At 52.0% G+C, this 23,818-nt stretch carries 22 protein-coding genes; 14 read left to right on the top strand and 8 right to left on the bottom strand.

The window, feature by feature from the left end; translation table 11 throughout:
- Window positions 1-11 precede the first annotated feature (11 nt).
- Complete coding sequence (locus L1278_RS16935; RefSeq protein ID WP_253406207.1) at window positions 12-2,573, bottom strand: PAS domain-containing protein; 2,562 nt, start codon at window positions 2,571-2,573, stop codon at window positions 12-14.
- 186 nt (window positions 2,574-2,759) lie between these two features.
- Between L1278_RS16935 and L1278_RS16930 the strand changes: the two genes are divergently transcribed.
- The 3 genes from L1278_RS16930 to L1278_RS16920 all read left to right on the top strand — a co-directional run bounded on the left by L1278_RS16930 (window position 2,760) and on the right by L1278_RS16920 (window position 4,644).
- A complete protein-coding gene (locus tag L1278_RS16930; RefSeq protein ID WP_253406206.1) occupies window positions 2,760-3,275 on the top strand; it encodes a hypothetical protein in 516 nt (171 codons plus the stop codon).
- A 77-nt stretch (window positions 3,276-3,352) separates the two neighbouring features.
- Window positions 3,353-4,066 (top strand): hypothetical protein, encoded by a 714-nt coding sequence (locus L1278_RS16925; RefSeq protein WP_253406205.1) that lies wholly within the window; start codon window positions 3,353-3,355, stop codon window positions 4,064-4,066.
- A 101-nt stretch (window positions 4,067-4,167) separates the two neighbouring features.
- A complete protein-coding gene (locus tag L1278_RS16920) occupies window positions 4,168-4,644 on the top strand; it encodes a DinB family protein (protein WP_253406204.1) in 477 nt (158 codons plus the stop codon).
- A 109-nt stretch (window positions 4,645-4,753) separates the two neighbouring features.
- On the opposite strand, the gene L1278_RS16915 is transcribed toward L1278_RS16920, so the two are convergent.
- A complete protein-coding gene (locus L1278_RS16915) occupies window positions 4,754-5,680 on the bottom strand; it encodes a macrolide 2'-phosphotransferase (RefSeq protein ID WP_253406203.1) in 927 nt (308 codons plus the stop codon).
- A gap of 296 nt (window positions 5,681-5,976) precedes the next feature.
- Here L1278_RS16915 and L1278_RS16910 point away from each other — a divergent pair, with 296 nt between their 5' ends.
- From L1278_RS16910 to L1278_RS16890, 5 genes are all read left to right on the top strand, one after another.
- Complete coding sequence (locus tag L1278_RS16910) at window positions 5,977-6,345, top strand: hypothetical protein (RefSeq protein WP_253406202.1); 369 nt, start codon at window positions 5,977-5,979, stop codon at window positions 6,343-6,345.
- Window positions 6,346-6,388: 43 nt separating this feature from the next.
- On the top strand, window positions 6,389-7,840 hold the full coding sequence (locus tag L1278_RS16905) for a S41 family peptidase (RefSeq protein WP_253406201.1): 1,452 nt from the start codon (window positions 6,389-6,391) through the stop codon (window positions 7,838-7,840).
- A 328-nt stretch (window positions 7,841-8,168) separates the two neighbouring features.
- Window positions 8,169-8,786, top strand: coding sequence for a hypothetical protein (locus L1278_RS16900; protein ID WP_253406200.1), 618 nt, complete (start codon window positions 8,169-8,171; stop codon window positions 8,784-8,786).
- Between the two features lie 80 nt (window positions 8,787-8,866).
- A complete protein-coding gene (locus L1278_RS16895; RefSeq protein ID WP_253406199.1) occupies window positions 8,867-10,615 on the top strand; it encodes an ABC transporter ATP-binding protein in 1,749 nt (582 codons plus the stop codon).
- Between the two features lie 260 nt (window positions 10,616-10,875).
- On the top strand, window positions 10,876-13,083 hold the full coding sequence (locus L1278_RS16890; protein WP_253406198.1) for an acylase: 2,208 nt from the start codon (window positions 10,876-10,878) through the stop codon (window positions 13,081-13,083).
- A 493-nt stretch (window positions 13,084-13,576) separates the two neighbouring features.
- Here the strand turns inward: L1278_RS16890 and L1278_RS16885 are convergent, their stop codons facing one another.
- Window positions 13,577-14,368, bottom strand: coding sequence for a hypothetical protein (locus L1278_RS16885; protein WP_253406197.1), 792 nt, complete (start codon window positions 14,366-14,368; stop codon window positions 13,577-13,579).
- A 233-nt stretch (window positions 14,369-14,601) separates the two neighbouring features.
- Between L1278_RS16885 and L1278_RS16880 the strand changes: the two genes are divergently transcribed.
- The 3 genes from L1278_RS16880 to L1278_RS16870 all read left to right on the top strand — a co-directional run bounded on the left by L1278_RS16880 (window position 14,602) and on the right by L1278_RS16870 (window position 16,278).
- Window positions 14,602-15,300 (top strand): hypothetical protein, encoded by a 699-nt coding sequence (locus L1278_RS16880; protein ID WP_253406196.1) that lies wholly within the window; start codon window positions 14,602-14,604, stop codon window positions 15,298-15,300.
- 136 nt (window positions 15,301-15,436) lie between these two features.
- The gene (locus L1278_RS16875) at window positions 15,437-15,790 is read left to right on the top strand and encodes a DUF6152 family protein (RefSeq protein WP_253406195.1); all 354 of its coding nucleotides are present in this window, start codon (window positions 15,437-15,439) and stop codon (window positions 15,788-15,790) included.
- Window positions 15,791-15,792: 2 nt separating this feature from the next.
- A complete protein-coding gene (locus L1278_RS16870; RefSeq protein WP_253406194.1) occupies window positions 15,793-16,278 on the top strand; it encodes a DUF6644 family protein in 486 nt (161 codons plus the stop codon).
- An 85-nt stretch (window positions 16,279-16,363) separates the two neighbouring features.
- On the opposite strand, the gene L1278_RS16865 is transcribed toward L1278_RS16870, so the two are convergent.
- The 5 genes from L1278_RS16865 to L1278_RS16845 form a co-directional block, all read right to left on the bottom strand.
- Entirely contained in the window at window positions 16,364-17,497 is a 1,134-nt protein-coding gene (locus L1278_RS16865) for an ATP-binding protein (RefSeq protein ID WP_253406193.1), read from the bottom strand.
- 234 nt (window positions 17,498-17,731) lie between these two features.
- A complete protein-coding gene (locus tag L1278_RS16860; protein WP_253406192.1) occupies window positions 17,732-18,346 on the bottom strand; it encodes a c-type cytochrome in 615 nt (204 codons plus the stop codon).
- 197 nt (window positions 18,347-18,543) lie between these two features.
- Window positions 18,544-19,566 carry a proline iminopeptidase-family hydrolase gene (locus L1278_RS16855; protein ID WP_253406191.1) on the bottom strand — a complete coding sequence of 341 codons (1,023 nt, stop codon included), beginning with the start codon at window positions 19,564-19,566 and terminating at the stop codon, window positions 18,544-18,546.
- Between the two features lie 203 nt (window positions 19,567-19,769).
- Entirely contained in the window at window positions 19,770-20,387 is a 618-nt protein-coding gene (locus tag L1278_RS16850; protein ID WP_253406190.1) for a hypothetical protein, read from the bottom strand.
- Window positions 20,371-20,892 (bottom strand): RNA polymerase sigma factor, encoded by a 522-nt coding sequence (locus L1278_RS16845; RefSeq protein ID WP_253406189.1) that lies wholly within the window; start codon window positions 20,890-20,892, stop codon window positions 20,371-20,373. Before L1278_RS16845 ends, L1278_RS16850 begins: the two co-directional genes overlap by 17 nt.
- A 432-nt stretch (window positions 20,893-21,324) precedes the next feature.
- On the opposite strand from L1278_RS16845, the gene L1278_RS16840 reads away from it, so the two are divergent.
- The 3 genes from L1278_RS16840 (at window position 21,325) to L1278_RS16830 (ending at window position 23,818) form a co-directional block, all read left to right on the top strand.
- Window positions 21,325-21,645: a helix-turn-helix transcriptional regulator gene (locus L1278_RS16840; RefSeq protein ID WP_253406188.1), complete on the top strand. Its 321-nt coding sequence runs from the start codon at window positions 21,325-21,327 to the stop codon at window positions 21,643-21,645.
- A complete protein-coding gene (locus L1278_RS16835) occupies window positions 21,642-22,151 on the top strand; it encodes an SRPBCC domain-containing protein (RefSeq protein WP_253406187.1) in 510 nt (169 codons plus the stop codon). Before L1278_RS16840 ends, L1278_RS16835 begins: the two co-directional genes overlap by 4 nt.
- Window positions 22,152-22,729: 578 nt before the next feature.
- The gene (locus L1278_RS16830) at window positions 22,730-23,818 is read left to right on the top strand and encodes a DUF3616 domain-containing protein (protein WP_253406186.1); all 1,089 of its coding nucleotides are present in this window, start codon (window positions 22,730-22,732) and stop codon (window positions 23,816-23,818) included.

Below are 23,818 nucleotides of genomic sequence, written 5' to 3'. Positions count from 1 at the left end.
CTGGCAGGCTGCTAACGTTTGAAGTATACGCTGAAGGTGGAGCCCTGCCCGATCTCGCTTTCCACTTCGATCCAGCCTTCCGCATTTTCCACGATCTTCTTCACCATGTACAGCCCAATTCCCGAGCCCTCCACGTGATCGTGCATGCGGGTAAACATTGAGAAGATCTTGGCCACTCCATTTGGTTTCAGCCCCAACCCGTTGTCGCGCACTTTCAGCAGGGTATAATCGCCGGCTATCTCACAACTGATCTTAATGATCGGTGTGCGTTCAGGATCTCTGTACTTCAGGGCGTTGGAAAGCAGGTTGTAGAGGATGGAGCGCAGATTCTTTTCAGAGAAACGGATCGCTTTGCAGGCTGTCACGTCTACCTCGATGTCAGCACCCACCGTTTCGATCTGGGCACTGAGGTCGAGCGAGATATTGTGGATGAGTTCAGTCAAATCAACCTCCGAGGCCTCCTGGTTATTTTCTTTCTGGAGCTTGGTCACATCGGTCAGGTGATCGATCGTGCGCTTAAACCGGACGATCGAACTCTCGATCATCCCGATCACTCGCTCCAGTTCCTGCGACGCTTGTACTTCGTGGGGTATGGACTCGATCAGGATAAGCAGCAGGCGCTCGATGTTGTAGATCGGGGCTTTCAGGTCGTGGGAAGCCGCGTAAATGAAGTTGTCCAGGTCAATGTTGGTGCGGGTGAGCTGTGCGTTTATTTCGGAGAGCTCGAAGTTGGCAGCAGCCAGTTTCGCGGTGAGGGCGCGTGCCTCCAACTCACTTTCTTCCAGCTTCAGGCGCGCCATGGCGGGCTCTGTGACGTCGTGCACCAGGGTATAGAACCCGGCTACTTCCCCGTCTCTAATGTCCGGCACGTAGCTGGTGTGGATGTATTTCACAAAGTCCTCGCGGTAGGGCATACGGCTTTCGAAGTCGAGCCGCTCGCCGGCCAGTGCCCGGTCGATGTACTGCTTCACGCCGCTGTAGGCCTTTTCACCCACCACATCCCGCACGGCACGGCCAAGTAAATCATCTGCCTTTAGCGGAAACCATGATTCGTAAGCCTTGTTCGTAAACCGATATTTTTCCTCTTTGTCCAGGTAGCCGATGAGCACGGGAAGCGAGTCTGTGATCAGGCGCAGCCGCTCTGCGCTCTGCTCCACTTTCTGCCGCGACTTTACCTGCTCCGTTACATCGTGGGCAAAAACAAGTACACCGTCGATCGCTCCTTTTTCGTCGCGCCGCGCCTGGAAGCTGAAAGTAAGGTAGATCTCCTCAGGTTCTTCCCCATCGTAGCGCGAAAGAATCAGCCGATACTCCACGGCCTCAAAATTTTCGCCTGTTCGGTATACCTTTTCCATGATCTCCGGAATAGGGGTGGCCTGCAGCTCCGGGAAAACCTCGAGCAGGCTTTTACCAAGCATTCTTTTACCAGGAAACACTTTTTTGAAGGCCGGATTGATCAACTGGAATCTGAACTCAGGGCCGTCCACCACCAGAAAAGGCGTAGGGGAATTCATGAAAATGGTGTGCAGCTGGTTGCGTTGAGCTTCGATGGCAGCCTTAGAAAGTTCCAGTTCCACTGTGCGGGCAGCAATGCGTCTTTCGAGTTCCTGGTTTAGGTTCAGCAGTGCCTCCTGCGCCAGGTATAGCTCCTGGTTGGCAGCTTCCATCTCGCGGCGCGACTCTACCTGCGAAGTGACCTCGAAGGCAAACACCATGATGCCGTCTATTTTGCCGGTGAGGTCGCGGATAGTCTGGTAGGTGAAGTTGTAGTAATTATTGCCTAAAGTGCCGGAGTTTGTGTGGTCCAGGCGCACCAGCATCTCGTGTGCAAATTCGCTTTCGCCGGTCTGGTATACCCTGTCCAGCATCGTGATCACTGCCTGTCCCTCCAACTCAGGCATCGCCTCCAGTATAGGCTGACCTAATATGGGTCTGTTGCCGACCAGTTGCTGGTAGGTTGGATTGGCGAAGCTGAACACATGCTGCGGGCCATCCAGAATACAGATCATGGCAGGAGCCTGCATGAAAATATTATACAGCTTACTGCGCTCCAGCTCAGCTGCGGCACGTGCGGCCAATAAAGCGGCTTTCGTGAACCTCTGTTCGCCGTGCAACTCTTTCACCTCTAGCTCACTAAAATCCAGCCGCTCCTGCACCAGCATTTGCTCTGTTACATTCAGCACCTTGTGGAGTATGAAACTGATGTTGCCTTCCTCGTCCAGCACGGGTGTGTTGGAAGGCAGCCAGTATGTTTCCTGAAACTCTCCCGATGCAGGTGGCAATTGCACATCGTAGCGCTGCACGGTCATTTGGTGAGGTTTCTTGTTTTGCAACACCCACTCCAGCGAGTTCTTCAGGTTGAAGGCGCTATCAGGCTCCTCTGATTCCGGATTAACAGGAAACGCATCAAACAGGTACCGCCCTCTGATGTCTTCCTTCTTTAACTGTGTCACTTCGAGGTAGGCCTTGCTGGCTCCCAGTATAGTGAAGTCGGTAGAGATGACGAGGTAGAGGTCAGGTACGGCCTCAAATGCGCGTAAAACTTCTGGAGAGATGGGGTGGGCTGTAGTCATTTGTAAGCGTGTACCTGATTTTTTAAATATCTTTATTCTTAAAGACAATTCAAACGGCATCTTGTTAAAAGAGATGACGTTGGTTTGAAAAAATAACAAGGGGCGCGTCGCCTTTTTCGTACCCACTAAGCAGGCGCATGCGTATAGGCGACAGGTATAGCCTATCTAAATTGACGATCCTGCCGCATGAGATGGACACTGGTTTTATTGCTGCTGCTCAGTGCCTGCGCCACCCAGCGCCAGACAGGGGCTGATGAGGAAGCCATACCTGCCGCCGGCAAACGGGTGCCTAAACTTTATGCGCCCGCCGTGTATTCCAAACCTGACATCCACCCTTTCCGATCAGTGCTTAACCTGCAAGATCCCGTGGGAAGAAACTTCGACTCTACCCATCCATCAGGAAAACCGGCTATACCTTATGCACCCGGGCCGGCTATACCTTACGCATCTGCTCAAAGTAGAGTGGTGACCCGCACCGTATACCTGCGCGATACGCTGGCGCTCGATTCCTTAAACCGTGAGCTACAGATCGAGCAACTGGCAAACCAGGCCATGCGCGGCAGGCTAAAGTCAACCGAAAGCGAGCGCGACTACTGGCAGGACAAGAACGAACAAAAATTCTGGACGCTGATCGCCATGGCTGTTTTCGCCTTCCTGTACATCCTGTTCCGGGTGTTGGCTTCCCGCATCAAAGAGACCTGAGACACTGTGTCAGAATAACCGTAATCCGCTGCCCTCGTTTAAAAAAGGAAGTATTATTTTAAACCTGATTTATAACTATGAACAGACGAGACAGAGATCGCTACGATCATGACAACTACGACCGCAACTACAGCGGAAGCGCCGGTTACGACCGCAACGATGAGCACTACCACAGTGCCCGCAACCTGACCAACGAGTTTGAGCAGGAGTATCGCAGCCACCATCGGGATAGAGATGACGACCGCTACAATCGCAACAGCGGTAACATACGCCACAGCTACCACGAGGGCAACATGGGCGATGCCTATGAACGCATGCGTGAAGGAAGCGGCACCACGCGCCGCGATTCCGACTATAACATGAATTACGGCCAGCGAGACAGAGGCAACTGGGGCGAAAGCCGCAACCGGAACCAAAACTGGTCTGATGCGGACCGCTACGGTTCATCAGACAGGTATAGCCAGCGTTCCAATGAGTTTGACCGTGACCGTGACATGCGTAGCCGCGAACACTATAGCAACCAGGACCGCAGCCGCCACATGGGACAGAGAGGCCAAATGAGCCAGGACCGTATGCGCGAGGGCTACGGAATTTCAGACTACGGCCGCATGGGCCAGTCAGACATCCACTCCAACAGAGGCGTTCCGAACGCGGGCATCACCAGCAGCTTTGAGGATGACTACGGCCCCGATCTTGATAGCAGCCGCAGCAACCGCATATCGTCGGGCAACTACGGCGGTTATGGTTCACAAGGCGGTGGCTACAGCCGCAACCGCGACGACCGTTACTAAAATTAATGGACTGAATAATAATTGACAGAACAGCCGCTGCCTTCGGGTAGCGGCTGTTCTTTTTACTGCATCAGGAGTATGAACAAATAAAAAATTAAGTCATGAAAGAAGACCAGGAATTGCGTGATCATTTGGAGAAGCTGATGCGGATGGGGCAGGCCTTTCGTCCGGTCGGGGAACTGCTGCAGGGGATTAGTGTGCAGGAGGCTGGCGAACGGGTAGAGGGCTTGCCTTATACCATCTGGCAACTGCTCGAGCACCTGCGTTTCGCCCAGCACGATATCCAGGATTTTTGCCGTAACCCCGACTACCAGGAACCCGCCTGGCCCGACGACTATTGGCCGTCAGCAGAAGCACCGGCCGATCAGGCAGCTCTGGACCAGACTTTGCAAACTATTAACCAGGATCTGGACGCGATGGTGCAGCTGGTGCAGGATACTGAAAACGATCTCTTTGCGCCTATACCCCACGGCAACGGACAGACGCTCCTGCGCGAAGCCACGCTGATAGCCGAGCATAATGCTTATCACCTGGGGCAGATCGTGGTGCTTCGTCGTTTGCTGGGTGGCAATCTGTAGGCGAAGGTATAGAAGCAGCTCGCAGAATGATTTCTCATAATGGCAATATAAAAGCGTCGGCTATACCTGCTTTCAAGGTATAGCCGACGCTTTGTGTTTTCAGTCACGTTTAATTTGACGTACTTAATCCCAGTGCCTCCTTTGCCATTTGCAGATAATCATCTGTGCCTGACTCCAGCACGAACAAACCGATGTTCACACCATAGGCGCCGTGCCGTTGCTGCACATGCTCCAGCATACGGGGCCATACCTGTCCGCCGGCCTGCTCATAAGCCGTGAGCACGTGTTTCAGAAAATCCTCGCCGAAGGCGGCCAGCAGCGCCACAAAATCAATAGCCGGATCGCTTACTTCGGCTTCGGTCCAGTCGAGGAGGCCGTTCACACTGCCGTTTTCGTCGGTGAGAATGTGGGCTGCCTGCAGGTCGCCGTGCACGAGGCAGGTATAGCCGGGCCAGTAGCTATCGTCCTGCAGCCAGGCTTGCCAGCGATCCCATACCGGTTCGGCTACTCCAATGGCTTCCTTTACGCGTTGCATTTGCCCGCTCAGGTGCTCGCGCAACTGCTCCGGCTGCAACACTTTGATGCCCGCTTTTGCAGCGGCTGCTGTGTCCTGCGCATGCAGCGCGGCAATGGTTTGTCCCAGCGACTGCACAAATGTCTCCGGCAGCTTTTCCAGTTCCAGGTTCCAGACGTAGCACATTTTTTCCATGTCGATGTTGGCGACAGGTATACCGGCCAGTCTTGGGTAGGCAATCAGCTTCGGGTCGAAAATCTGCCAGTCGGGGAGGTCTGCCGGAAGCTTGCCCTGTAGCAGGCGGAGCACACGGTGCTCATTTTTGGCACGTGGCAGCACATCCGGACGCCGGGGCAGACGCAGAATCCAGGGCTCTTTCTTTTCGTCCAGCGCCTGAATCACCTGAAAGTCGAGGCCGGTTTCGTTGTAGTTGAATGTTTCTGGCTGCAGCCGCAATCCATGCTGTTGGGCAAGAGTTACCAGTTCTGTTTCTGTGAGGGGATTATCTTTTACTTCCTTCATGATGTTGATCTATCTCGGTATAAATTGTAAATAAAGGCACCTATACCTGGTTGGGAAATGGAGCGAAGGTATAGGGCACAGTGATACAGCCGACGCACAACATGTGCCCGGCTTTGGCGCTACCGAAGCGGCCGATCAAAAATAGAGTTGCAGTAAGGAAGTACTCATGCGCATAGTCGATGCCTTTGAGGATGAAATATAAAAAACTATACGCAGTAAGGGAAGGAAGGTATAGGCAACGGTCCTTTGTTCCACACAGGGCTCGTGCTCGTAAAATTAAAAAAAGGTAAGTGAAGATGGAACAGCGCCAGGAAAATGAGCAACTACTTCAGAAGCGGAAATTACTGCTCATCAAAGTGGTGCATACGGTGGTGTGGGTGTTTTACAATGTGGTGATCTTTTACCTACTCTATGCCGTGCTCACTAACCGGATCGATCATTGGGTTTGGATCTGTTTGGGCCTGATTATGCTGGAAGGACTGGTGCTGCTGGTGTTCAATAAAATGTGCCCGATCACGGTGGTGGCCCGGCGCTACTCAGATTCTACCCGCGATAATTTCGATATTTTTCTGCCTAACTGGCTGGCCAGGTATAATAAAGAGATCTATACCACGATTGTTTTCGTCAGTGTGCTTATCTTGTTATACCGTTTGGTGCTGACGTAAGCCTGGAGCAAATGGCAGCGTACAAACCCTGAAAAGCGACAGCATGAAAAGCGACTTGTCTCTAAAACCGTTTCATCTACTCTTATTCTTGTTCCTGGCAACGCCTGGACTCGTAGCCGCGCAGCACAAGCCGATCAAATTTGCTGCCACGGATGTGAAAGCTGATATGGTTTATGCCTACGAAACACTGCAGAAAGCGCATTTCAACCTGTTCGCCTATGTGAGCAAGCGCGACTACGATGCGGCCTACAACGACCTGCTGAACTCGATCCGGAAAGACTCGCTGAGCATGCTCGAAACGACCATGCTCATGCAGCGGCTGCTGGCGATCGGTAATGTGGGGCACTGCGAAGTGGATTTCCCGGCGGGTTCTTACATTGCCTACGCGACACAGGGCGGCACCGTGTTTCCGCTCGAGCTGGCCTTTGAAGACGGCAAGGCTTTTGTGCGCAAAAGTTATGTGCCGGATTTCAGCATTAAAGCAGGTGACCAGCTGCTGCAACTCAATGGCAAACCCATCAAAAAAATACAGGCCGCTATCCATCCATACCTGTCGGCAGAGCGCCCTTATTTCAAAGATGCTAAACTTGAGTTCTGGTCTTTTCCCCGCTACTATTGGGCCGTGTTCGGGCAGCAGGAAAAATTCAAAGTGAAAGTAAAACAGGCAAGTGGCAAGCGCAGCACCCATACCCTCGACGCCATGACCGTGATGGGATATGAAGCAAGTCGGGGAGGGGAGATCCTCAAAAGCGAGCGTACTTTCAAGTGTAAAGAAGATGTTGCTTACCTGCATCCCGGTCCCTTTAGTTCGCCGGAGCCAGACGGAGAGGCGCAGTTCAAAGCTTTTGTAGACAGTGCATTTGCAGACATTAACACCCGTCAGGCCCGTTACCTGATATTGGACCTGCGCAACAATGCCGGCGGGCACAACACCTTCAGCGACTACCTGATCGCCTATTTTGCAGACAAGCCTTTCCGTTGGTTTTCTGACTTCACCGTAAAAACAAGTGAGGTGCTCAAGAAGCAAACCCGAAAGGAGTACCCCGATGCTATACCTGACGAATACACCCGCCAGATACTGGAAAACCCGGATGGCACCACCTTCGCCTACGCGCAAACCATGCAGCAGCCCATGCCGGAGGACCGGCGTTTTAAGGGCAAGGTATACGTGCTCGTCAACCGACAGTCTTACTCCATGGCTGCCGTGAGCGGCGCCCTGATCCAGGACTATGGTTTTGGAGAGATCGTGGGAGAGGAGACAGGCGATACACCTACTCTGTATGCCGCACAGTTCAGTTTTCAGCTGCCCCGCACGAGCGTAGAATTGAAAGTGCCCAAAGGCTACATTGTGCGTCCGAACGGCGATGAGAAACTGGCCGGGCTTATACCTGACCACCTGGTGCGCGACCACTTGCTTGACGAGGAAGACGAAGTGCTGCGCTATACCTTAGAAAATCTCATACAGCCCCAACGCCAATCTTCTGCTCAAAAGTAAACCGTATCTGCCTATGCCCAGAAAAATGAATACCGGACCGAAGCGCTCAAATAAGCCTCTGACAAATAGTTGCACGTGTATGCAGGAGCCCGCGCAGTTGGTGCGCTTATACCTCCGGTCTTCCCCTGCTGGCATTCGCAATCATTTCTCAGAAAACCAAACAGACGATTATAGTAGTCCGGTTTGTTATGCCCACCTGCGGGAGTTTCGGGAAGGTTTCTGATAAGGGCTGTTAAACATGGTGAACGCACTTGCTTCCCAAGCAAAAGTGTCTTCCTTTTAATGCTGGCTTCGTATATATAAGTTACTTATTTTAAAATACTTAGCTATGAAAATAAATTTACGCATCTGGGGGCTAATGGCCTTCATTTTCTTCCTGAGCCTGTCGGCCTGCGAGGAAAAAGACGGCGCTGATCCTGCTGTTGATCTCTCGTTCTCATCTTCCGAGTTTTTGCTCGATGACCTGGATGCGCTGGCAAAACCGCAGCTACGCGATGGATGCAATGATAAAGCGTTCAACATCTATACCGTGGCCACATCCAAAACTGACCGACAAACGCTTTCTTACATCCTGCCTACGCTGGGCCTGCAGACCAACCAGGCCGCCACGATTCGGGATTTCGCACGCGATCACCAGCAGTCTACGGTGACCGTCCGTGGCAGCATCAGCATGATTCACCAACAGATTCTGATGCGGGCCAACGCCGAGCGCGACACTTACATGAATGCCTACAACGAAAAGCAGATCACAAAAGCGCAACTGGACGAGAATCTGGTCACCCTTCTCGATCGTGTGACGAGAGAACTCAGAGAAGATGAAAAGAAACAACCGCATATGCAGGTGCTGCGCCAGCACCGCACCCGCCTGATGCAGGACATTGAGACGGCGCTGAACCCGACCCAGCTCCAGCAGTGGAATAACTGGCGACGCAGCATCTCTTCTTAAGGTATAGCACGTCAATTTTTTTAAAATGCTCACAGCAGGTATACCTGTCGTGAGCATTTTTTTGTCGTATCTTCACCCCCATGCCAAAATCAAAAAAACTACAGAACGTTACGATTGCAGAAGTATTCAGGACCATCATCTGGCCGCGGCGGAAATATCTCGCTGTCGGGTTGGTGCTGATCGTTATCAGTCGCCTGGCTGGTCTGGTGCTGCCGGGTGCCAGTAAGTTTCTTATCGATGATGTGATCCCGACCGGTGACAGCAACATGCTCAAGTGGCTGATCGGGGCCGTGCTGGTAGCCATTGTCATTCAGTCGGTTACTTCTTTTGCGCTCACCCAGATACTGAGTGTGGAGGCCCAGCACCTCATATCGCAACTACGCGCCAAAGTGCAGCGCCACATCATGCAGTTGCCCATCCGCTTTTTCGACAATACCAAAACCGGCGAACTCGTTTCGCGCATTATGACCGATGTGGAAGGGGTGCGAAACCTTGTGGGCACTGGCTTTGCACAGATGATAGGCGGTGTTCTGACCTCGCTCATCTGTCTCGTGCTGCTCATTTACATCAGTCCGCTCATGACAGGTTTTGCGCTCATTCCCGTGGCCATTTTTGGGGTGATCTCCCTCAAGGCATTTGGTAAGATCAGGCCCATCTTCCGGGAGCGTGGCGTGATCAATGCCGAAGTGACCGGTCGCCTGACCGAGACGCTGGGCGGTGTGCGTGTGATAAAGGGTTTTAATGCGGAGGCGCAGGAGATCAAGACGTTTGAAGATGGCGTGACACGACTTTTCCTGAATGTAAAACAGAGTCTGACCACAACCAGTATGGTAACCTCTGCCGCTACTTTGCTGTTGGGTTTTGCCTCGGCAGGCATCATGGGCATTGGCGGCTACCTGATCATGAAAGGCGAAATGACCTTTGGTGACTTTCTGGCCTTCACGCTATACCTGGGTTTTATGATCGCCCCGATCCTGCAAATGAGCAATATCGGAAGCCAGTTCACGGAAGCCTTCGCCGGCCTCGACCGCACCCAGGAAATTCTGAACACACCGCTGGAAGATGCGCACGGAACCCGTACGCTGAAGCTTGAGCAGATTCACGGTGACATCGTGTTCGACCACGTGGCTTTTGCTTATGAAACCGGCAAAGATGTGGTGAAGGAGATCAGTTTTCGGGCACCTGCGGGTTCTGTCACGGCACTGGTAGGTACTTCGGGCTCCGGTAAAACGACCATTGCGGGGCTGGCTGCTTCGTTTCTGAATCCTGATAATGGCACGATTACCGTAGACGGTCATGACCTGCAAAGCATCAGTTTGCAAAGCTATCGCAGTCAGCTGGGCGTGGTGCTGCAAGACGATTTTCTGTTTGAAGGCAGCATCCGGCAGAACATCCTTTTCCCGCGTCCTAATGCCACGGAGGAACAACTGATGCAGGCGGTACACGCCGCCCATGTGCAGGAATTCACCGACCGTTTCCCGGAAGGCCTGGATACGCTGATCGGGGAGCGAGGCGTAAAGCTCTCAGGTGGACAGCGACAGCGCATTGCGATAGCACGGGCTATCCTGGCCGATCCGCGCATCCTCATCCTGGACGAAGCCACTTCCAACCTCGACACTGAAAGTGAGAGTTTGATACAGGCCAGCCTTAAGACCTTGATGCAGGGTCGCACCACCTTCGTGATCGCCCACCGCCTCAGCACCATTCGGCAGGCTGACCAGATTCTGGTGATCGAACAAGGCCGCATCGCAGAGCAGGGCCGCCATGAAGAATTGCTGGAGAAGCAGGGACGGTACTATCAACTCTATACCTACCAGGCCAGAATTTGATGTTGTAGCTGTTGTGAATGTATAGGCTGTAGTCCTGCTTTTGAAATTGTAGTAGGTATAGCTGCCTTTGCTTTTTCACATTTGCCATTTATTGCTGTTCCGGATTTGAAATCTGAAAGAGCTCTTGGAGCGGGTCGCTATACCTTAAGCTTTGGATGACTGCCTCAGGTATAGCGTGCGCCTGTACTTTATCATTTCTGCGTTTTTCAGAATTATGCTTAAATTGGTTGATCGTTTATAAGCTTATCTACCTCAAAACCATGAAATACCTTTTCAGGCCTCAGCTGCTCCTGCTGTTTTTATTCATCTACCTTTCTTCCTGCGCCACCAACGGCAAAACCGACACTGCAACCGAGCTGGCGAAGTGGGAGGAGCAGGCCGCCCGCGTCACCATCATGCGCGATGATTTTGGTGTGCCGCACGTTTATGGTAAGACCGATGCCGATGCTGTGTTTGGACTGCTATACGCCCAGTGCGAAGATGACTTTAATCGCGTAGAACGCAACTACCTGTGGGCCACCGGCCGACTGGCGGAGGTGGAAGGAGTGGAGCAACTTTACAGCGACCTGCGTGCAAAGTTGTACATGACAGAAGAAGAAGCCGAGGCTGAATACGAGAGAAGTCCGGAATGGCTGAAGCAACTTTGCCAAGCCTTTGCTGATGGTATTAACTACTACCTGCACACCCATCCGGAAGTGAAGCCGAAGCTGCTCACCCGCTTTGAGCCCTGGATGCCGATGTATTTCAGCGAAGGCTCCATTGGCGGCGACATCGAGAGCATTTCCACCAAGGGCATCAAGGCTTTTTATGAAGAAGACAGATCACTTGGCCTGAACAGTGCCGGTCATGGCCTGGTGCAGCCGGCTTTACTGGAAGAACCGAAGGGCTCGAACGGCTTTGCCATTTCGGGCAAGCACACAGCTTCCGGGGATGCCATGCTGCTGATCAATCCGCATACCTCTTTCTTTTTCCGGGGCGAGGTGCATGCGGTGAGTGAGGAAGGACTAAATGCCTACGGCGCCGTTACCTGGGGACAGTTTTTCATCTACCAGGGCTTTAATGAAAAGACCGGCTGGATGCATACCTCGGCTTATGCTGATGTTATCGATGAGTTTGAGGAGACGATTGTGAAGCAGGACGGCAAGCTGTTCTACAGGTATGGCGAGGAGCTGCGCCCCGTAGAAACGAAGGAGGTAAGCCTGGCCTACAAAGACGGAGACGAACTGAAGCAGAAGACTTTCACCACCTACCGCACCCACCACGGACCGATCACGCACATGAACGGCGACAAGTGGGTGGCTACTGCCCTGATGTGGAAGCCGGTTGACGCCCTGATCCAGTCCTATACCCGCACCAAGAAAAGCAACCTGAAGGAGTTCGACGAGATGATGCAGATGCGCACCAACTCCTCTAACGCCACCGTGTATGCCGATGCAGATGGCAATATCGCCTACTACCACGGCAACTTCTTCCCGAAGCGCGACACCTCTTTCGATTACTCCAAGCCAGTAGATGGCAGCAACCCGAAAACCGATTGGAACGGTCTGCACTCGCTCGATGAAACGATTCGCATCACGAACCCGCCGAACGGCTGGATCCAGAATTGTAACTCCACGCCTTATACGGCAGCAGCTGAGTACAGCCCGAAGAAAGAAGATTACCCGGTATACATGGCGCCTTCGCCTGAAAACTTCCGGGGTGTGCACGCCATTCGCCTGCTGAAAAAAGCAGAAAACCTGACCCTCGACAAACTGATCGACCTGGCCTACGACCCATACCTGCCAGGTTTCGAGGTGCTTATACCTGGACTCGTAAAAGCTTATGATGCCCAAAAGCCAAACGACCCGAAACTGGAGGCCGCCATTGAGGTGATGCGTAACTGGGACTATGCTGTGTCGAAAGAATCCGTGGCGATGTCGCTGGCCCATTTCTACGCCACCAACCTGCTGCGCGACGGCAGCGCACCAAAGGGCCACATCATGGAGCGTTTCGACTATTATGCCAACACAGCACCTGCAGCGGAGCGCCTGGATATTTTCAGCAAGACAATCGCTGAACTGGAGCAGGACTTTGGGAAATGGAACACCCCTTGGGGCGAGATCAACCGTTTCCAGCGCCTTACCGGCGACATCAAGCAGCCTTTTAACGATGCGGCACCAAGTATACCTGTAGGTATGGCCTCCGGCAACTGGGGAGCCCTGGCTTCCTATGGCGCCAACCGCTACGACACCAAGCGTCTGTACGGTACTTCCGGCAACAGCTTTGTGGCCGTGGTGGAGTTTGGTGATAAAGTAAAGGCTAAGACCATCCTGGCGGGCGGACAGAGCGGAGACCCCAGCTCACCGCACTTCAACGACCAAGCCCAGCGCTATGCCGATGTTGAGTTTAAGGACGTAGTCTACTACCGCGAAGATGTGGAGAAAAGAGCCAAAGCCACGTATAAGCCGGGGCAGAAGCAGAGCCGATAGCCGACGTAAAGGTATCAGAGCACAGGAAGGCCCGGGCTTGAAAGTCCGGGCCTTCCTTGTTAATAGCTGGCAGCTATCTGTCACCCTTCGCTCGTGTTACAGACAGGAAAGAACCAAAGGCTACTGCCAATTGGTGACTGACCAAAAAACTGTTAGACATTAAAAAGCCCCTGTTTTTGGCAGGGGCTTTGATTTTTTATTTAACTCTTACCGGTATCAACTCCCGCTCGAAGTACACTAGGTCCCTCTGCAAGGGATTACCAGCAACGGTGCAGTAGTAGATACGCTTCAAATATTGTCTGATAATTAACTTTAGATCCGGATTCACTTTGGCGAACACTTCAGATCCGATGGGGAATGTATTTTCTAACATACCCTAAGATACGTAGTTTAATTCACTATCAACGGGTTATTCCGTTCTATTTTAAGAAAGCAGCCTGTGGGCCCGATCAGCAGACTTATTGCCTCTCAAAGGAGATATGGCAACGGCTACTTAGTCGTGTTCGTTGTCAGCTTGAAGGCGCTCTAAACTACGTTGGTCTACTTTTACGATGCCCCGCATAGGCCGGTCCAGGTCGATGATGATGAATACTACCAGGCAGATCATGAGACTCAGAAAGGCCGATGGCAGGTTGGTGCGCTTTTGGCCCAGTCCGCTGCCATACCCGATCAGGGCCCCCGACATAATGAACACGATAAACAGCAGGTACAGGATCACTTCGGGCATATGCATGGAGAGCAAAGCGTTTCGTTCGTTGTGGGCGACTACCATATTGTTGAGCGCTGTGGCAAAGTAGCCGGTGGTCACTGGTTTGGGGTCGATGCGCGCCGCCTTGACAGCCTGATCCCAAATGCTGCGTTGCAACGCTTCAGTCTCGTCGGCGAGGGCCTCCTGCTCCTGCACCATCGCATAGTTCGTGTTGCTGATGGCCAGTCGCAGGTCAATGTACTGTTGCAGCTGCAGATGGGTGAGCGAATCGAAGGGGCTGGGAAGCAGGTGCGTGCGCATCAGGGCGGTGGAAATGGCATTGGCTTCGTTGATAACCGCTTTGCTGCGGGCGTTGTAGCTTTGCAGGGAGATGTTAAAGGCAAAACCAAGTATAAGGGCCAGCAAACCCAGGGTGCCGGCCTGTATGGTGCTGGTCTGCGCTTTTACGTCCTTGTCGGTTTTGCGCTGGTGATGGCGGCCGATGCGATATCCGGCTTCCTGGGCCAGCAGGATCAACACAAACAACACCGCCACAATCAGGATACTGTTGTGTTCGTACAAATATTCTTTTGTCATGCTTCCTGTTTTCTCCCTACACGTAACAGCCAGCCGAAGGCAAATCGAAACGGCTATGCCCTATACGTATTCCAGGTAATAAGAAGTGTAATTGCTGGGCTATACCTAAAACAGGCGTAGAACTGAAAGTTATCGGCAGGGGTACTGTAGCTATCAATAGCATGAATAAATAGTTGGGTGTCAGTATAGTTTATTCAGAAAATAATATATTTGTCTGCCCTATACCTGCTCACATGAAAACACGCTTACTCCTTCTCTTCGCACTCGTATGGCTGTGCGCCTGCAGCAAAGACTCCGATGGTCCGGACATGGATTATCCCGCTACCTTCAAACTCAATCGGATGGACCAGGTAAAACCTGTCCGGATGTTTACGCGCCATGGTGAGGTGAAAGACCAGACTTTGATCAAGGGCCACGCATTAACCCTTATGATGCAGTCGCTCTCCTTTAAGGTAGCCCCTAAGCCCGATGATACCACAGTCACCAAAATCACTTTCCTGTCCGGTTCAGAAGCAGAAATGGATAACGGAAGGGTAACACGGTATGACGTGCATAAGCAGGACGGTGCGGTGGTGCTCACCTCCAAACAAGAGCTCATAGGCGGGTCCGGGTATAGCTACAACGACGAGTTCTACGCGAATTTACTCACCGGCTTAAGCAAGCTCAAGCCCCTCATCTACGACAAGCAACCAGTGCCTCCCGACCAGCACAACGGCTATGACTATACCTACAAAACAAGAGTGCAAATGCCTGTTTCTTTGAAAGCGGAGGAGCTGCTCGTACACCGCTTGGCCTATGGCTACCAAGGCCATTACAGAAGGCTCAGCATGGTTGTCAACAACCAGTTTGACCCAACGGGCGTCTCCCTGCTCCGCGAGGGTGATACCCTGGTGGTGCAGGAGTTTGCGATAGTGGGCGTACCTGTCAGGTAAGAAGGGGGATTCCACTGTGCCGGAGCAGGTTTTTATTTGGTGTCGGGAGGTGGGTTTATTGACATTAGGCGCAAGACTTATACCTTTTCCAATTTCCTTCGTTTTACATAAGTGTATCACTAACTGGTTTATACTTATGATCTTACCTGCCAAAATCCTTCTGCTAATTCTCCTGCCGCTGTCAGTAGCTTTTTCGGTTTTGCACCATGGTTGGGCGAACTACGACCAGACCAAAACGCTGGACTACACCGGACTGGTAGAGGAAATCACCTACGAGAACCCACACGGCATGCTGCAATTGCAGCACGAGGACAAGACCTGGGCCGTGGTGCTGGCCCCACCCAGCAGAATGAGTTCCCGGGGTCTGACAAAGGACATGCTGCAGGCCGGTGATTCGGTGCGTGTTGTGGGGTATCCGCATAAAGAGGTTAAGGATGAGATGCGTGCGGAGCGAATTTATGTAGGAGATAAAAAGATAGAACTGCGCTAGCGGTGTCCGGTACCATAGCAGGCACGCTGCAAGCGCTGGAGCACTCCGCTTTGGCCAGCGCCATCCGGACCTCCTCCTGGCTATACCCTTTCCTGGAGATTCTGCACATCTTGGGCATCGTGCTGCTGGTAGGTGCCGCCTTCCTGTTCGACCTGCGCCTGCTGGGCTTTTCCAGAAACCTGCCTGTCCCGGACCTGGCCCGCCATCTGTTGCCCTGGTCCAGGAGAGGCTTATACCTGATCGTACCTTCCGGTTTGCTGCTGTTCAGTACCAATGCGTTGGCCCTGGCCAGTGATCCTGTTTTTCACATCAAACTGATCATGTTGGTAGTAGGCGGATTAAACGCCGGCTTCTTTCACCGGTTTCTCGCGTCTGCGGCACCGGAATGGGGACAGGGCAGTGCGCCCCGGGTCGCGAAAGTAGTGGCGCTTTGCTCCATCGTGGTGTGGGTGTTGGTAATTGCATGTGGAAGGCTGCTCGCGTATTAGTACAACTTTCCTAATCGACACTAACGTCGTCTTTTCCAGCACCGGAAGGGAGGTTTTTTACAATGGCCTATACCTCATGGAAACCTTACACGGCTGCCGGAAAATAGAGCCTGAATTCGGCGCCGCCATCTTCTTCGCTCTTCAATTCTATTTTGCCGCCGGCATTTTCCAGGATACGCTTTACCATGTACAGCCCAATACCTGTGCCTTCCACATGGTCATGAAATCGCTTGAACATCGTGAACATTTGCGGCTGCTGACGGGCGTTTATACCTAGGCCATTGTCTTCCATGCTTAACACTACCCAGGGTTCTTCCAGTCGGGTGCTGAGCGTAATCAGGCAGTCACGGTCCGGCGACTGGAACTTAATGGCATTGCTGATCAGGTTGTAGAGGATACTCCTGAAGTTTTTGCGCGAAAACTTCAGTTGATAAACCTGCAGGTCGGTATGGATGAAGCAGTCCTTCAGATTGGCTGGTTTGTTCAGGTCGGCCATAATCTCATCATACACTTCCTTGATATTGATCACTTCATTCGAAGCACTTTCGCTGAATCCCTTCTGCATTCTGCTGATCTCGGTCAGGTCTGCTATGGTCCGTTTAAAGCGACCAACAGAATCCACTACGTGCTTCAAAATCTCTTCGGTAGTGCTGTTCAAGGCATCAGCGGCTACGAGTTCCTTTCTGAGGATTTCCATCAGCCCTTCTATGTTCATGATCGGGGAGCGGAGATCGTGAGAAGCTGTATAAATGAAGGTATCCAGGTCGAGGTTGATGCGCTGCAGCTCGGTGTTCTTGTGTTCGAGCGCACTTTGCTGGCGTGCCGCCAGTTTGTCCCGCAGCTCTTTCTGCTCGGTTCTGTCGCCCGTTATTTTCGTGAAACCAATGTGTTTGCCATCGGAATAAATGGGGGTGAGCTTGATGTTGGCCCAAAACAGGGATCCGTCTTTTCGCTTGCGCCAGTCCTGAATTTCATACAAGCCATCTTCCAGGGCAGATTTCAGTTCCAGTTCCGGTTTGCCAGCCTGCTGATATTCATCCGGAAACAGCATGCCGTAGAATCTGCCGACAAATTCAGCCTCTTTGTATCCTTTTAGTTGCTCTACGCCCTGGTTCCAGGTGGTAATGATACCCTCGGTATCCATCGCAAAAATGGCGTAGTCTTTAACTTGCTCAATAAAATAAGAGTTGATTTCTTCCGGTGAGTGTTGTGGTTTCATGCAGAGTAAACGCTTTTTTTTCTAGCTATTTACTCTTTAAACAGAGCACAGGTTATGATGTTTGCCGGTAAGATTAACCTTATTCAGCAGAACGAAGTCTCCTGCTGCGGGCGTGCTGTTAGGTATAGCATTATGGTAAGGTATAGGCACGAGCTGAAAGCCCGCGCCAGCCAATGCTTGCCCGATCTGACAAGCGTGCCTGGCTGCCCGATGAATCAAAACAAAGTACAATTTTTATTTGCCGGGCGCGGCTGTTACCGGAGGGGCTGGGGCGGGAACAACGTTCTTGATCGGCCTGGTGGATTTAAGGTAAGCGAATATGGCGCTTAACTCTTTGTCAGTCATGTTCCTGTACATATCCCAGGGCATTGGGGGTAATAAAGTCCGGTTGTTTTCCAGGCCCTTATACTTGCCTTCCCGTATGGCCGTGAAGAATTGTTTTTCCGTCCAGTTGCCGATACCGGTCGCATCGGAGGTTAAATTGGCTGCATACGAAATTCCCCAGGGCCCAACCCAGGCTGTTAGTGTTTGCGTTACCACCAGGTTTTTCTGTTCTATCTCTTTGCGATTCACATCAGGAGGTGGCAAACTAGCCGGATGGCCGGATAAAGCTCTGTCGTAGTCCATCACCGGACCTTTGTCGGTCATTTTTTTTGGCGTGTGGCAATCGTGGCAGGCAGAAGTCAGTACCAGGTGCTCCCCGAGTTTAATCTTTTCCTGATCCTGCTGTAGCGCGGTAGTAACACCAGCCGGTAACTTGCTTGTTTCAGGCTGATGTTTCAAAATCGGTGTAGAAAGCATTAGGAAAGCGAAGAGAAGGAGAGAAGAGATGAATAGAAAAATCTTCATAGCGGTAAGGTTTAGGTAGAACATGCGGGTTAGCTGCAGTACCTAATTTACCTATATTCTAAAAGTTGCGGAATAACTATCCGGATTACTGCGTGAACAGACAGATGGCTGGTGTAAAGGCTATAAATTTTGAAATAAACTGTTTTTGATGCTGTCTACCCGAATACTTCCTGCTTGCTCAGACACTGCGATGTCTTTTACCCATCCACCTCTTTCATGAAGTTTACCAAGCCCTTGAAATAGGTTTGCTGGTCGTCGTAAAAGGCCATGTGGCTGCCTTCGGGGCAGTGCAGGTAGCGGCCGTTCGGAAACTGCGTGGCCATCCACTCCATGTGTTTCGGGTCCATGGTGTCGTGCTGGCCGCCGATGGTGAGCGTGGATACTGCTATACCTGGCAAATCTCTGGAGCGGTCCCAGTTCAGCAGCGAGGCGTTGCCCCGGATGCCGAACTCGCTCGGGCCCTGCATCTGCACATACACCGTCTGGTTCATGTGGTCGAGCATGCGCAGGGCCGGGTCAGGCCATTGCTCCAGCGGCAGGCGCAGCGCGTGCTGGGTATAGAAGTGCGGCAGCAGCAACTCCATGTAGCGCGGGTTCTCAAAGTCGTTATCGGCTTCTATCTGCTTGATCTCCGCCAATACTTCGGCGGGCATTTGCGGACCCAGCACCTCGTCGGCGTAGCGGTTGTAGGCGGGCACACTCGACATCATGTTCGAGATGATCAGGCTTTTGAGGTGCTGCTGGTATTTGAGGGCGTACTCCATGGCCAGGATGCCGCCCCAGGAGTGGCCGAGCAGGTAAAAGTTGCTCTTGTCGAGTTGTAGCGCCTGGCGCACCTGCTCCACTTCCTCGACAAAGCGGTTGATTTCCCAGAGGCTGGTGTCGTCGGGTTTGTCGCTGTAGTGGGAGCCCAGTTGGTCGTAGTAATAGTATTCAATGCCCGCCCTGGGCAGGAAGCTGTCGAAGCACTCGAAAGCTTCGTGTGTGCCACCCGGTCCGCCGTGCAGCAGGAGCAGCTTCATCGTCGGGTTGTTACCCACCCGTTTCGTCCAGACGAAGAACTCACCTTTCGGGGTGTTGATAGTGATCCTGCGGGCCCCGCCGCTCAGTTCGTCTCCCGTACCAGCGAAGTTGTGGTATTCGGCTACGGAAGGGGTGTGCCTGCTGGAATTTTCAGAAGTGGTAGGAGAGAGCTGGCGAATGCTGAGGAGTGATTTCATGATTTATAGCTTAAGGTGAGAGGAAGGAATATGTACGATAAATATACATAAAGTGTAGCTTCCTGTTACCTGGTACATCCAATGATACTGAATTGGCAACTGGCTTCATGCTGTTGGGTTTGGTGATAGTGGGCGCTTGTAGCTTGTGCTGAGGCTATAGCTGCGAGGGTAGGTAACAGGCAGGAGTTACAAAAACGCATCACTCAGCCCTTGTAATCCTCCAGTATACCCTGCAGCTCCTGGAGGGGCCGGATAAAGTATTTTTTGTTTTCATTGCGGATTGCCAGCAGGCAAATCAAGGCAGCCAGTGCAAAAGTGACCAGGGCTGAACCAGGGTAGGCCATCACGCCGCCCGGGATGTAGAGCGCGAACACCAGCACCACGCCGATGGCCGTGATCAGCGGAATCAGCACCAGTTCGTAGCGCTTCTTGAAGGTATAGAAACCGACCAGCAATGCACGTTGCCGGCTGATGTAGGTATGGATGGAGGCGGCACTTTCCTGGTTCATTTTCGCGACGGCCATTTGTTTGTAACGCCAGAGCATGAAGGCCGTGAAAGGCACCATCACCCCGAAGCCAAGCAGACCCAGAAGCCGCATATTGGTGTCGGCGCCATACCTGATCAGGACGTGGCTCAACAGGGCGTACACCACGATATGAAAGGTGAAGGTAGCCCAGAAGTAACGAAAGATGGTGTTGTTTTGCTTTTTCATTCTTGTTCGAATTATGTGGTTCAACGTAACGGCATCGTAAGGAACTGAGGCCTCTAGAGCGGGCTGCTCCACGTTCCATTTTTGCTTCAGGTCATCTAAGTTTGGCATCGCTGTAAGTATCAGATTGTTTCTTTAGCTTCGTCTCCAGTTCTTTCTTTACCCTGACCAGTCGCACGCTCACGTTGCTTTTGGTCAGGCCCGTTATCTGCGCAATTTCCTCGTAGCGCAGGTCCTCCAGGTATAGCAGCACCAGAGCCTTGTTCAGCGGCGACAAGGTAGCGATGGCGTCATGGAGTTGCTGCAGGCTCTCTTCCTGGGGATTAGCCGGCTCCTCGGCTATCTGGTGGTGGCTCGGCGTAAGCGGCTGGCTTTTGTGTTTGCTTTCCTTGCGCCGATAGGTTAGGGCGGTGTTCAGGCAGACGCTGTACATCCAGGTAGAGAATTGGGAACGTCCGTCGAAACCCGGGTACGACCGCCAGAGCTGGTAGAGCATTTCCTGCACCACATCCTGCTTCTCCTCCGCATCCGAGAAATAGAGGCCGCATACCTTATGCGCTATACCCAGGTGCTGGTTTAGCTGCTGCATAAAGGTCTCGTCTACTTGCTGCGCCATCGTGCTTTAGGTTTACATGCGGATATAGTGTTAGTTGCAGAAGTTAAGGGAAAACTACAAGAAGGGAGAAGTTTTTTTGAAGGGCGGAGGGAGTGAACCCCTATATCAACGGGGAGTGAATATTTGCTAGTGCGAGCTTGTACTTCAACTTGTGCTGAAGGTATAGCTGCTTGGTAAGGTATAGGCACGAACTGAAAACTCGCGCTAGCGGGAGCAGGGAGGTTTTACAGTGCTGCTTTTTGAAAATTCAAGTTATTAAAGACTGCCCCGAGATCTTCTGTAGAACTAGTTATCTCAGAAAGACTGTATGAAGTTTACTCCTTAGTAACTATCTCTCAGTAAATTATTTAAAAATAAATGAAAAATAATTAACGCAACCGTTCAGTTGCACGTATATTAGCAAACAAATGGTTGCATATCTTAATTAAAAAAATGAGAAGAGACGTTTTTCAGGCGATAGCAGACCCCACCCGCAGAGCCATCATCGGTTTAATTGCCCTGCAGGCCATGACGCCGAATGCGATAGCCGAACATTTTGACACCAGCAGGCAGGCTGTTTCAAAGCACTTGCAGATTCTGACGGAGTGCCAGCTTGTAAAACAGGAACAGCAGGGACGCGAAATTTACTATCAGCTTGAAGTAGCTAAGATGAAAGAAATTGACAAATGGCTGGAACAGTTCCGGAAGATCTGGGAAGACCGTTTCAGCGAATTGGACACCGTATTATCAAACCTAAAAACCAATAAGCCATGAAAAGAAACCTGGAATTTGAGTTTAATGTGAACAAAGTAAACAAAACGATCACCGTTAAAAGAGAGTTTGCTGCAGAACTCCCGCTTGTGTGGGATGCCTACACAAAAAGCGAGATCCTGGACCAATGGTGGGCGCCGAAACCCTGGAAATCCCGTACCAAAACAATGGATTTCAGAGAAGGCGGCCACTGGCATTATGCCATGGTTGGTCCGGAAGGGGAAGAGCACTGGGCATTGGCTAATTACAAGTCCATTGATCCTAAAAAGCGCTTCACCGCACTGGATGGTTTTGCAGATGCCGAAGGTGTAGTAAACACTGAAATGCCGCAATCGAAGTGGGAGGTAAGTTTCACACCTAAAGAGGATGTTACTTTAGTAGAGAACCTGATCACATTCGATGACCTGGCACAACTCGAAACCACCATCCAGATGGGCTTTAAAGAAGGCCTGACCATGGCCATGGAAGGCCTTGATGCACTACTGGCTGCTCAGAAACAGGAGGCTTAAGGTCTCGGTTAGCTGCATCTAAGAAATCATACTTTATTACATAAATAAAAGCGGGGCGGGTGTAAAACCTTCGAGCCCCGCTTTTGTAGTTTACACTATTCATGCATGGTGTGCCGGTTCAAGTTTGTAGCTCGTGCTGCTACTTGTGCTGAAGGTATAGCTGCGTGGATAGGTATAGGCACGATCTGCAAGCCTTATCTTGTCCCATAACTTTCCCAGATTTGCCCTTTTCCAACTAAAGTGTAGCAGCAGTAGGAGAAGAGTATCCCCTTGGGGGATCATAGGGGTGTCTACACCTGTGAATTTACCGGCATTGGCGCACACAAGCCGGCCGCTTCGTAGCATTACACCCCTGGGAACTATGGTTGCAAGTTTCGACTCTCGTCTCACTTGTCCTCAAGGGGACAGTTTCCCAAAACCAAGGCCCATATCCAGAAAAGTTATGGGACAAGATAAGGCTGCAAGCTCACGCCAACGGAGGACATACTATTTATCACATAGTTCGTTTTATAGCCACAGTCTGTACACCTGTACCTGCGTACACCTGAACAGGTATAACATAACTCCAAACATACTACATGCGCGATAAAATTAAACTTTCCTTTTCCCCCGACCTGAGCCTGAATGCCAAAGGCAAGCATGTGCGCGATGGCCTCTCTACAGCCCTTTTGCTCGGCGATAACTTATGGCTGAGTTGTGATGAGCGCACTACCATTGAGCGCCTTACCCGCCTGCCTGACGGTTCTTTCGGCAAGCACCATTCGTTTGATGTGCACGATTACCTGGACCTCCCGGCAAAGGATTTCAGCGAGATCGACATCGAGGGGATGGGTATGGCCGATCACTACCTCTGGCTGATTGGCTCCCACAGTCTGAAGCGCAAGAAACCGAAGCGGCCTGACTCCATCAAAAAGCAGATAGAGCGCCTGTCAAAAATCAAAAGTGACCCGAACCGCTACCTGCTGGCGCGCATCCCTATTCTTCAGGACCCGGCGACAGGGGGGTATACCTTGTACAAAGAAGTGGAAGATCCGGACAAGCCCGGCAAAATGCTGCGTGCGGGTCAGTTGAAGGGCGACAAAACCAGCAGTCTGTTAACGGAAGTGCTACGGCAGGACCCGCACATTGCTCCTTTTATGGACATTCCCGGCAAAGACAATGGCTTCGATATTGAAGGGCTGGCCATACACGGACATCGCATTTATATAGGGCTTCGCGGACCGGTGCTGAGGGGCTGGGCCATGGTGCTGGAAGTGGAGCCCGAAGAGGATAAGGCCGGTATACTGCACCTGAAGCAGCTGACGAAGGAGAAACCCTACCGGAAGCACTTCCTGAACCTGCGGGGCAAAGGTATACGGGAGCTACGCATTTTCGGGAATGACCTATACCTGCTGGCCGGGCCCACCATGGATCTGGACGGCGTGATTGCCATCTACCGCTGGCGCGATGCCGTGAACAAACACACTGAGCAGCTGCTGCATCACAACGAACTGGAGCGGCTGTGCGAGGTGCCGCACGGCACAGGGGAGAACTCCGGGAAAGACAAAGCGGAAGGACTTGCCATACTGGATGAGCAGCACGTGCTGGTGGTATTCGACAGCCCGACGGAGGAACGTACTGTTGGTGAAAATGATGTGCAGGCAGATGTTTTGCGGGTGGTGGAGTAG

This window comes from Pontibacter sp. HSC-36F09, from assembly GCF_024171605.1.
GTDB lineage: Bacteria > Bacteroidota > Bacteroidia > Cytophagales > Hymenobacteraceae > Pontibacter.
Note: the sequence above shows the minus strand (reverse complement) of the source record. Positions and strands in the feature narration are given on the sequence as shown.

What these genes read in the sequence shown, in the direction of transcription:
- L1278_RS16875 (WP_253406195.1), top strand. Translation starts at nt 15,437, where the DNA reads ATGATCTTACCTGCCAAAATCCTTCTGCTAATTCTCCTGCCGCTGTCA.
- L1278_RS16935 (WP_253406207.1), bottom strand. Translation starts at nt 2,573, where the DNA reads ATGACTACAGCCCACCCCATCTCTCCAGAAGTTTTACGCGCATTTGAG.
- L1278_RS16930 (WP_253406206.1), top strand. Translation starts at nt 2,760, where the DNA reads ATGAGATGGACACTGGTTTTATTGCTGCTGCTCAGTGCCTGCGCCACC.
- L1278_RS16895 (WP_253406199.1), top strand. Translation starts at nt 8,867, where the DNA reads ATGCCAAAATCAAAAAAACTACAGAACGTTACGATTGCAGAAGTATTC.
- L1278_RS16845 (WP_253406189.1), bottom strand. Translation starts at nt 20,892, where the DNA reads ATGGCGCAGCAAGTAGACGAGACCTTTATGCAGCAGCTAAACCAGCAC.
- L1278_RS16900 (WP_253406200.1), top strand. Translation starts at nt 8,169, where the DNA reads ATGAAAATAAATTTACGCATCTGGGGGCTAATGGCCTTCATTTTCTTC.
- L1278_RS16835 (WP_253406187.1), top strand. Translation starts at nt 21,642, where the DNA reads ATGAAAAGAAACCTGGAATTTGAGTTTAATGTGAACAAAGTAAACAAA.
- L1278_RS16880 (WP_253406196.1), top strand. Translation starts at nt 14,602, where the DNA reads ATGAAAACACGCTTACTCCTTCTCTTCGCACTCGTATGGCTGTGCGCC.
- L1278_RS16855 (WP_253406191.1), bottom strand. Translation starts at nt 19,566, where the DNA reads ATGAAATCACTCCTCAGCATTCGCCAGCTCTCTCCTACCACTTCTGAA.
- L1278_RS16860 (WP_253406192.1), bottom strand. Translation starts at nt 18,346, where the DNA reads ATGAAGATTTTTCTATTCATCTCTTCTCTCCTTCTCTTCGCTTTCCTA.
- L1278_RS16850 (WP_253406190.1), bottom strand. Translation starts at nt 20,387, where the DNA reads ATGCCAAACTTAGATGACCTGAAGCAAAAATGGAACGTGGAGCAGCCC.
- L1278_RS16915 (WP_253406203.1), bottom strand. Translation starts at nt 5,680, where the DNA reads ATGAAGGAAGTAAAAGATAATCCCCTCACAGAAACAGAACTGGTAACT.
- L1278_RS16905 (WP_253406201.1), top strand. Translation starts at nt 6,389, where the DNA reads ATGAAAAGCGACTTGTCTCTAAAACCGTTTCATCTACTCTTATTCTTG.
- L1278_RS16885 (WP_253406197.1), bottom strand. Translation starts at nt 14,368, where the DNA reads ATGACAAAAGAATATTTGTACGAACACAACAGTATCCTGATTGTGGCG.
- L1278_RS16865 (WP_253406193.1), bottom strand. Translation starts at nt 17,497, where the DNA reads ATGAAACCACAACACTCACCGGAAGAAATCAACTCTTATTTTATTGAG.
- L1278_RS16920 (WP_253406204.1), top strand. Translation starts at nt 4,168, where the DNA reads ATGAAAGAAGACCAGGAATTGCGTGATCATTTGGAGAAGCTGATGCGG.
- L1278_RS16840 (WP_253406188.1), top strand. Translation starts at nt 21,325, where the DNA reads ATGAGAAGAGACGTTTTTCAGGCGATAGCAGACCCCACCCGCAGAGCC.
- L1278_RS16910 (WP_253406202.1), top strand. Translation starts at nt 5,977, where the DNA reads ATGGAACAGCGCCAGGAAAATGAGCAACTACTTCAGAAGCGGAAATTA.
- L1278_RS16890 (WP_253406198.1), top strand. Translation starts at nt 10,876, where the DNA reads ATGAAATACCTTTTCAGGCCTCAGCTGCTCCTGCTGTTTTTATTCATC.
- L1278_RS16830 (WP_253406186.1), top strand. Translation starts at nt 22,730, where the DNA reads ATGCGCGATAAAATTAAACTTTCCTTTTCCCCCGACCTGAGCCTGAAT.
- L1278_RS16925 (WP_253406205.1), top strand. Translation starts at nt 3,353, where the DNA reads ATGAACAGACGAGACAGAGATCGCTACGATCATGACAACTACGACCGC.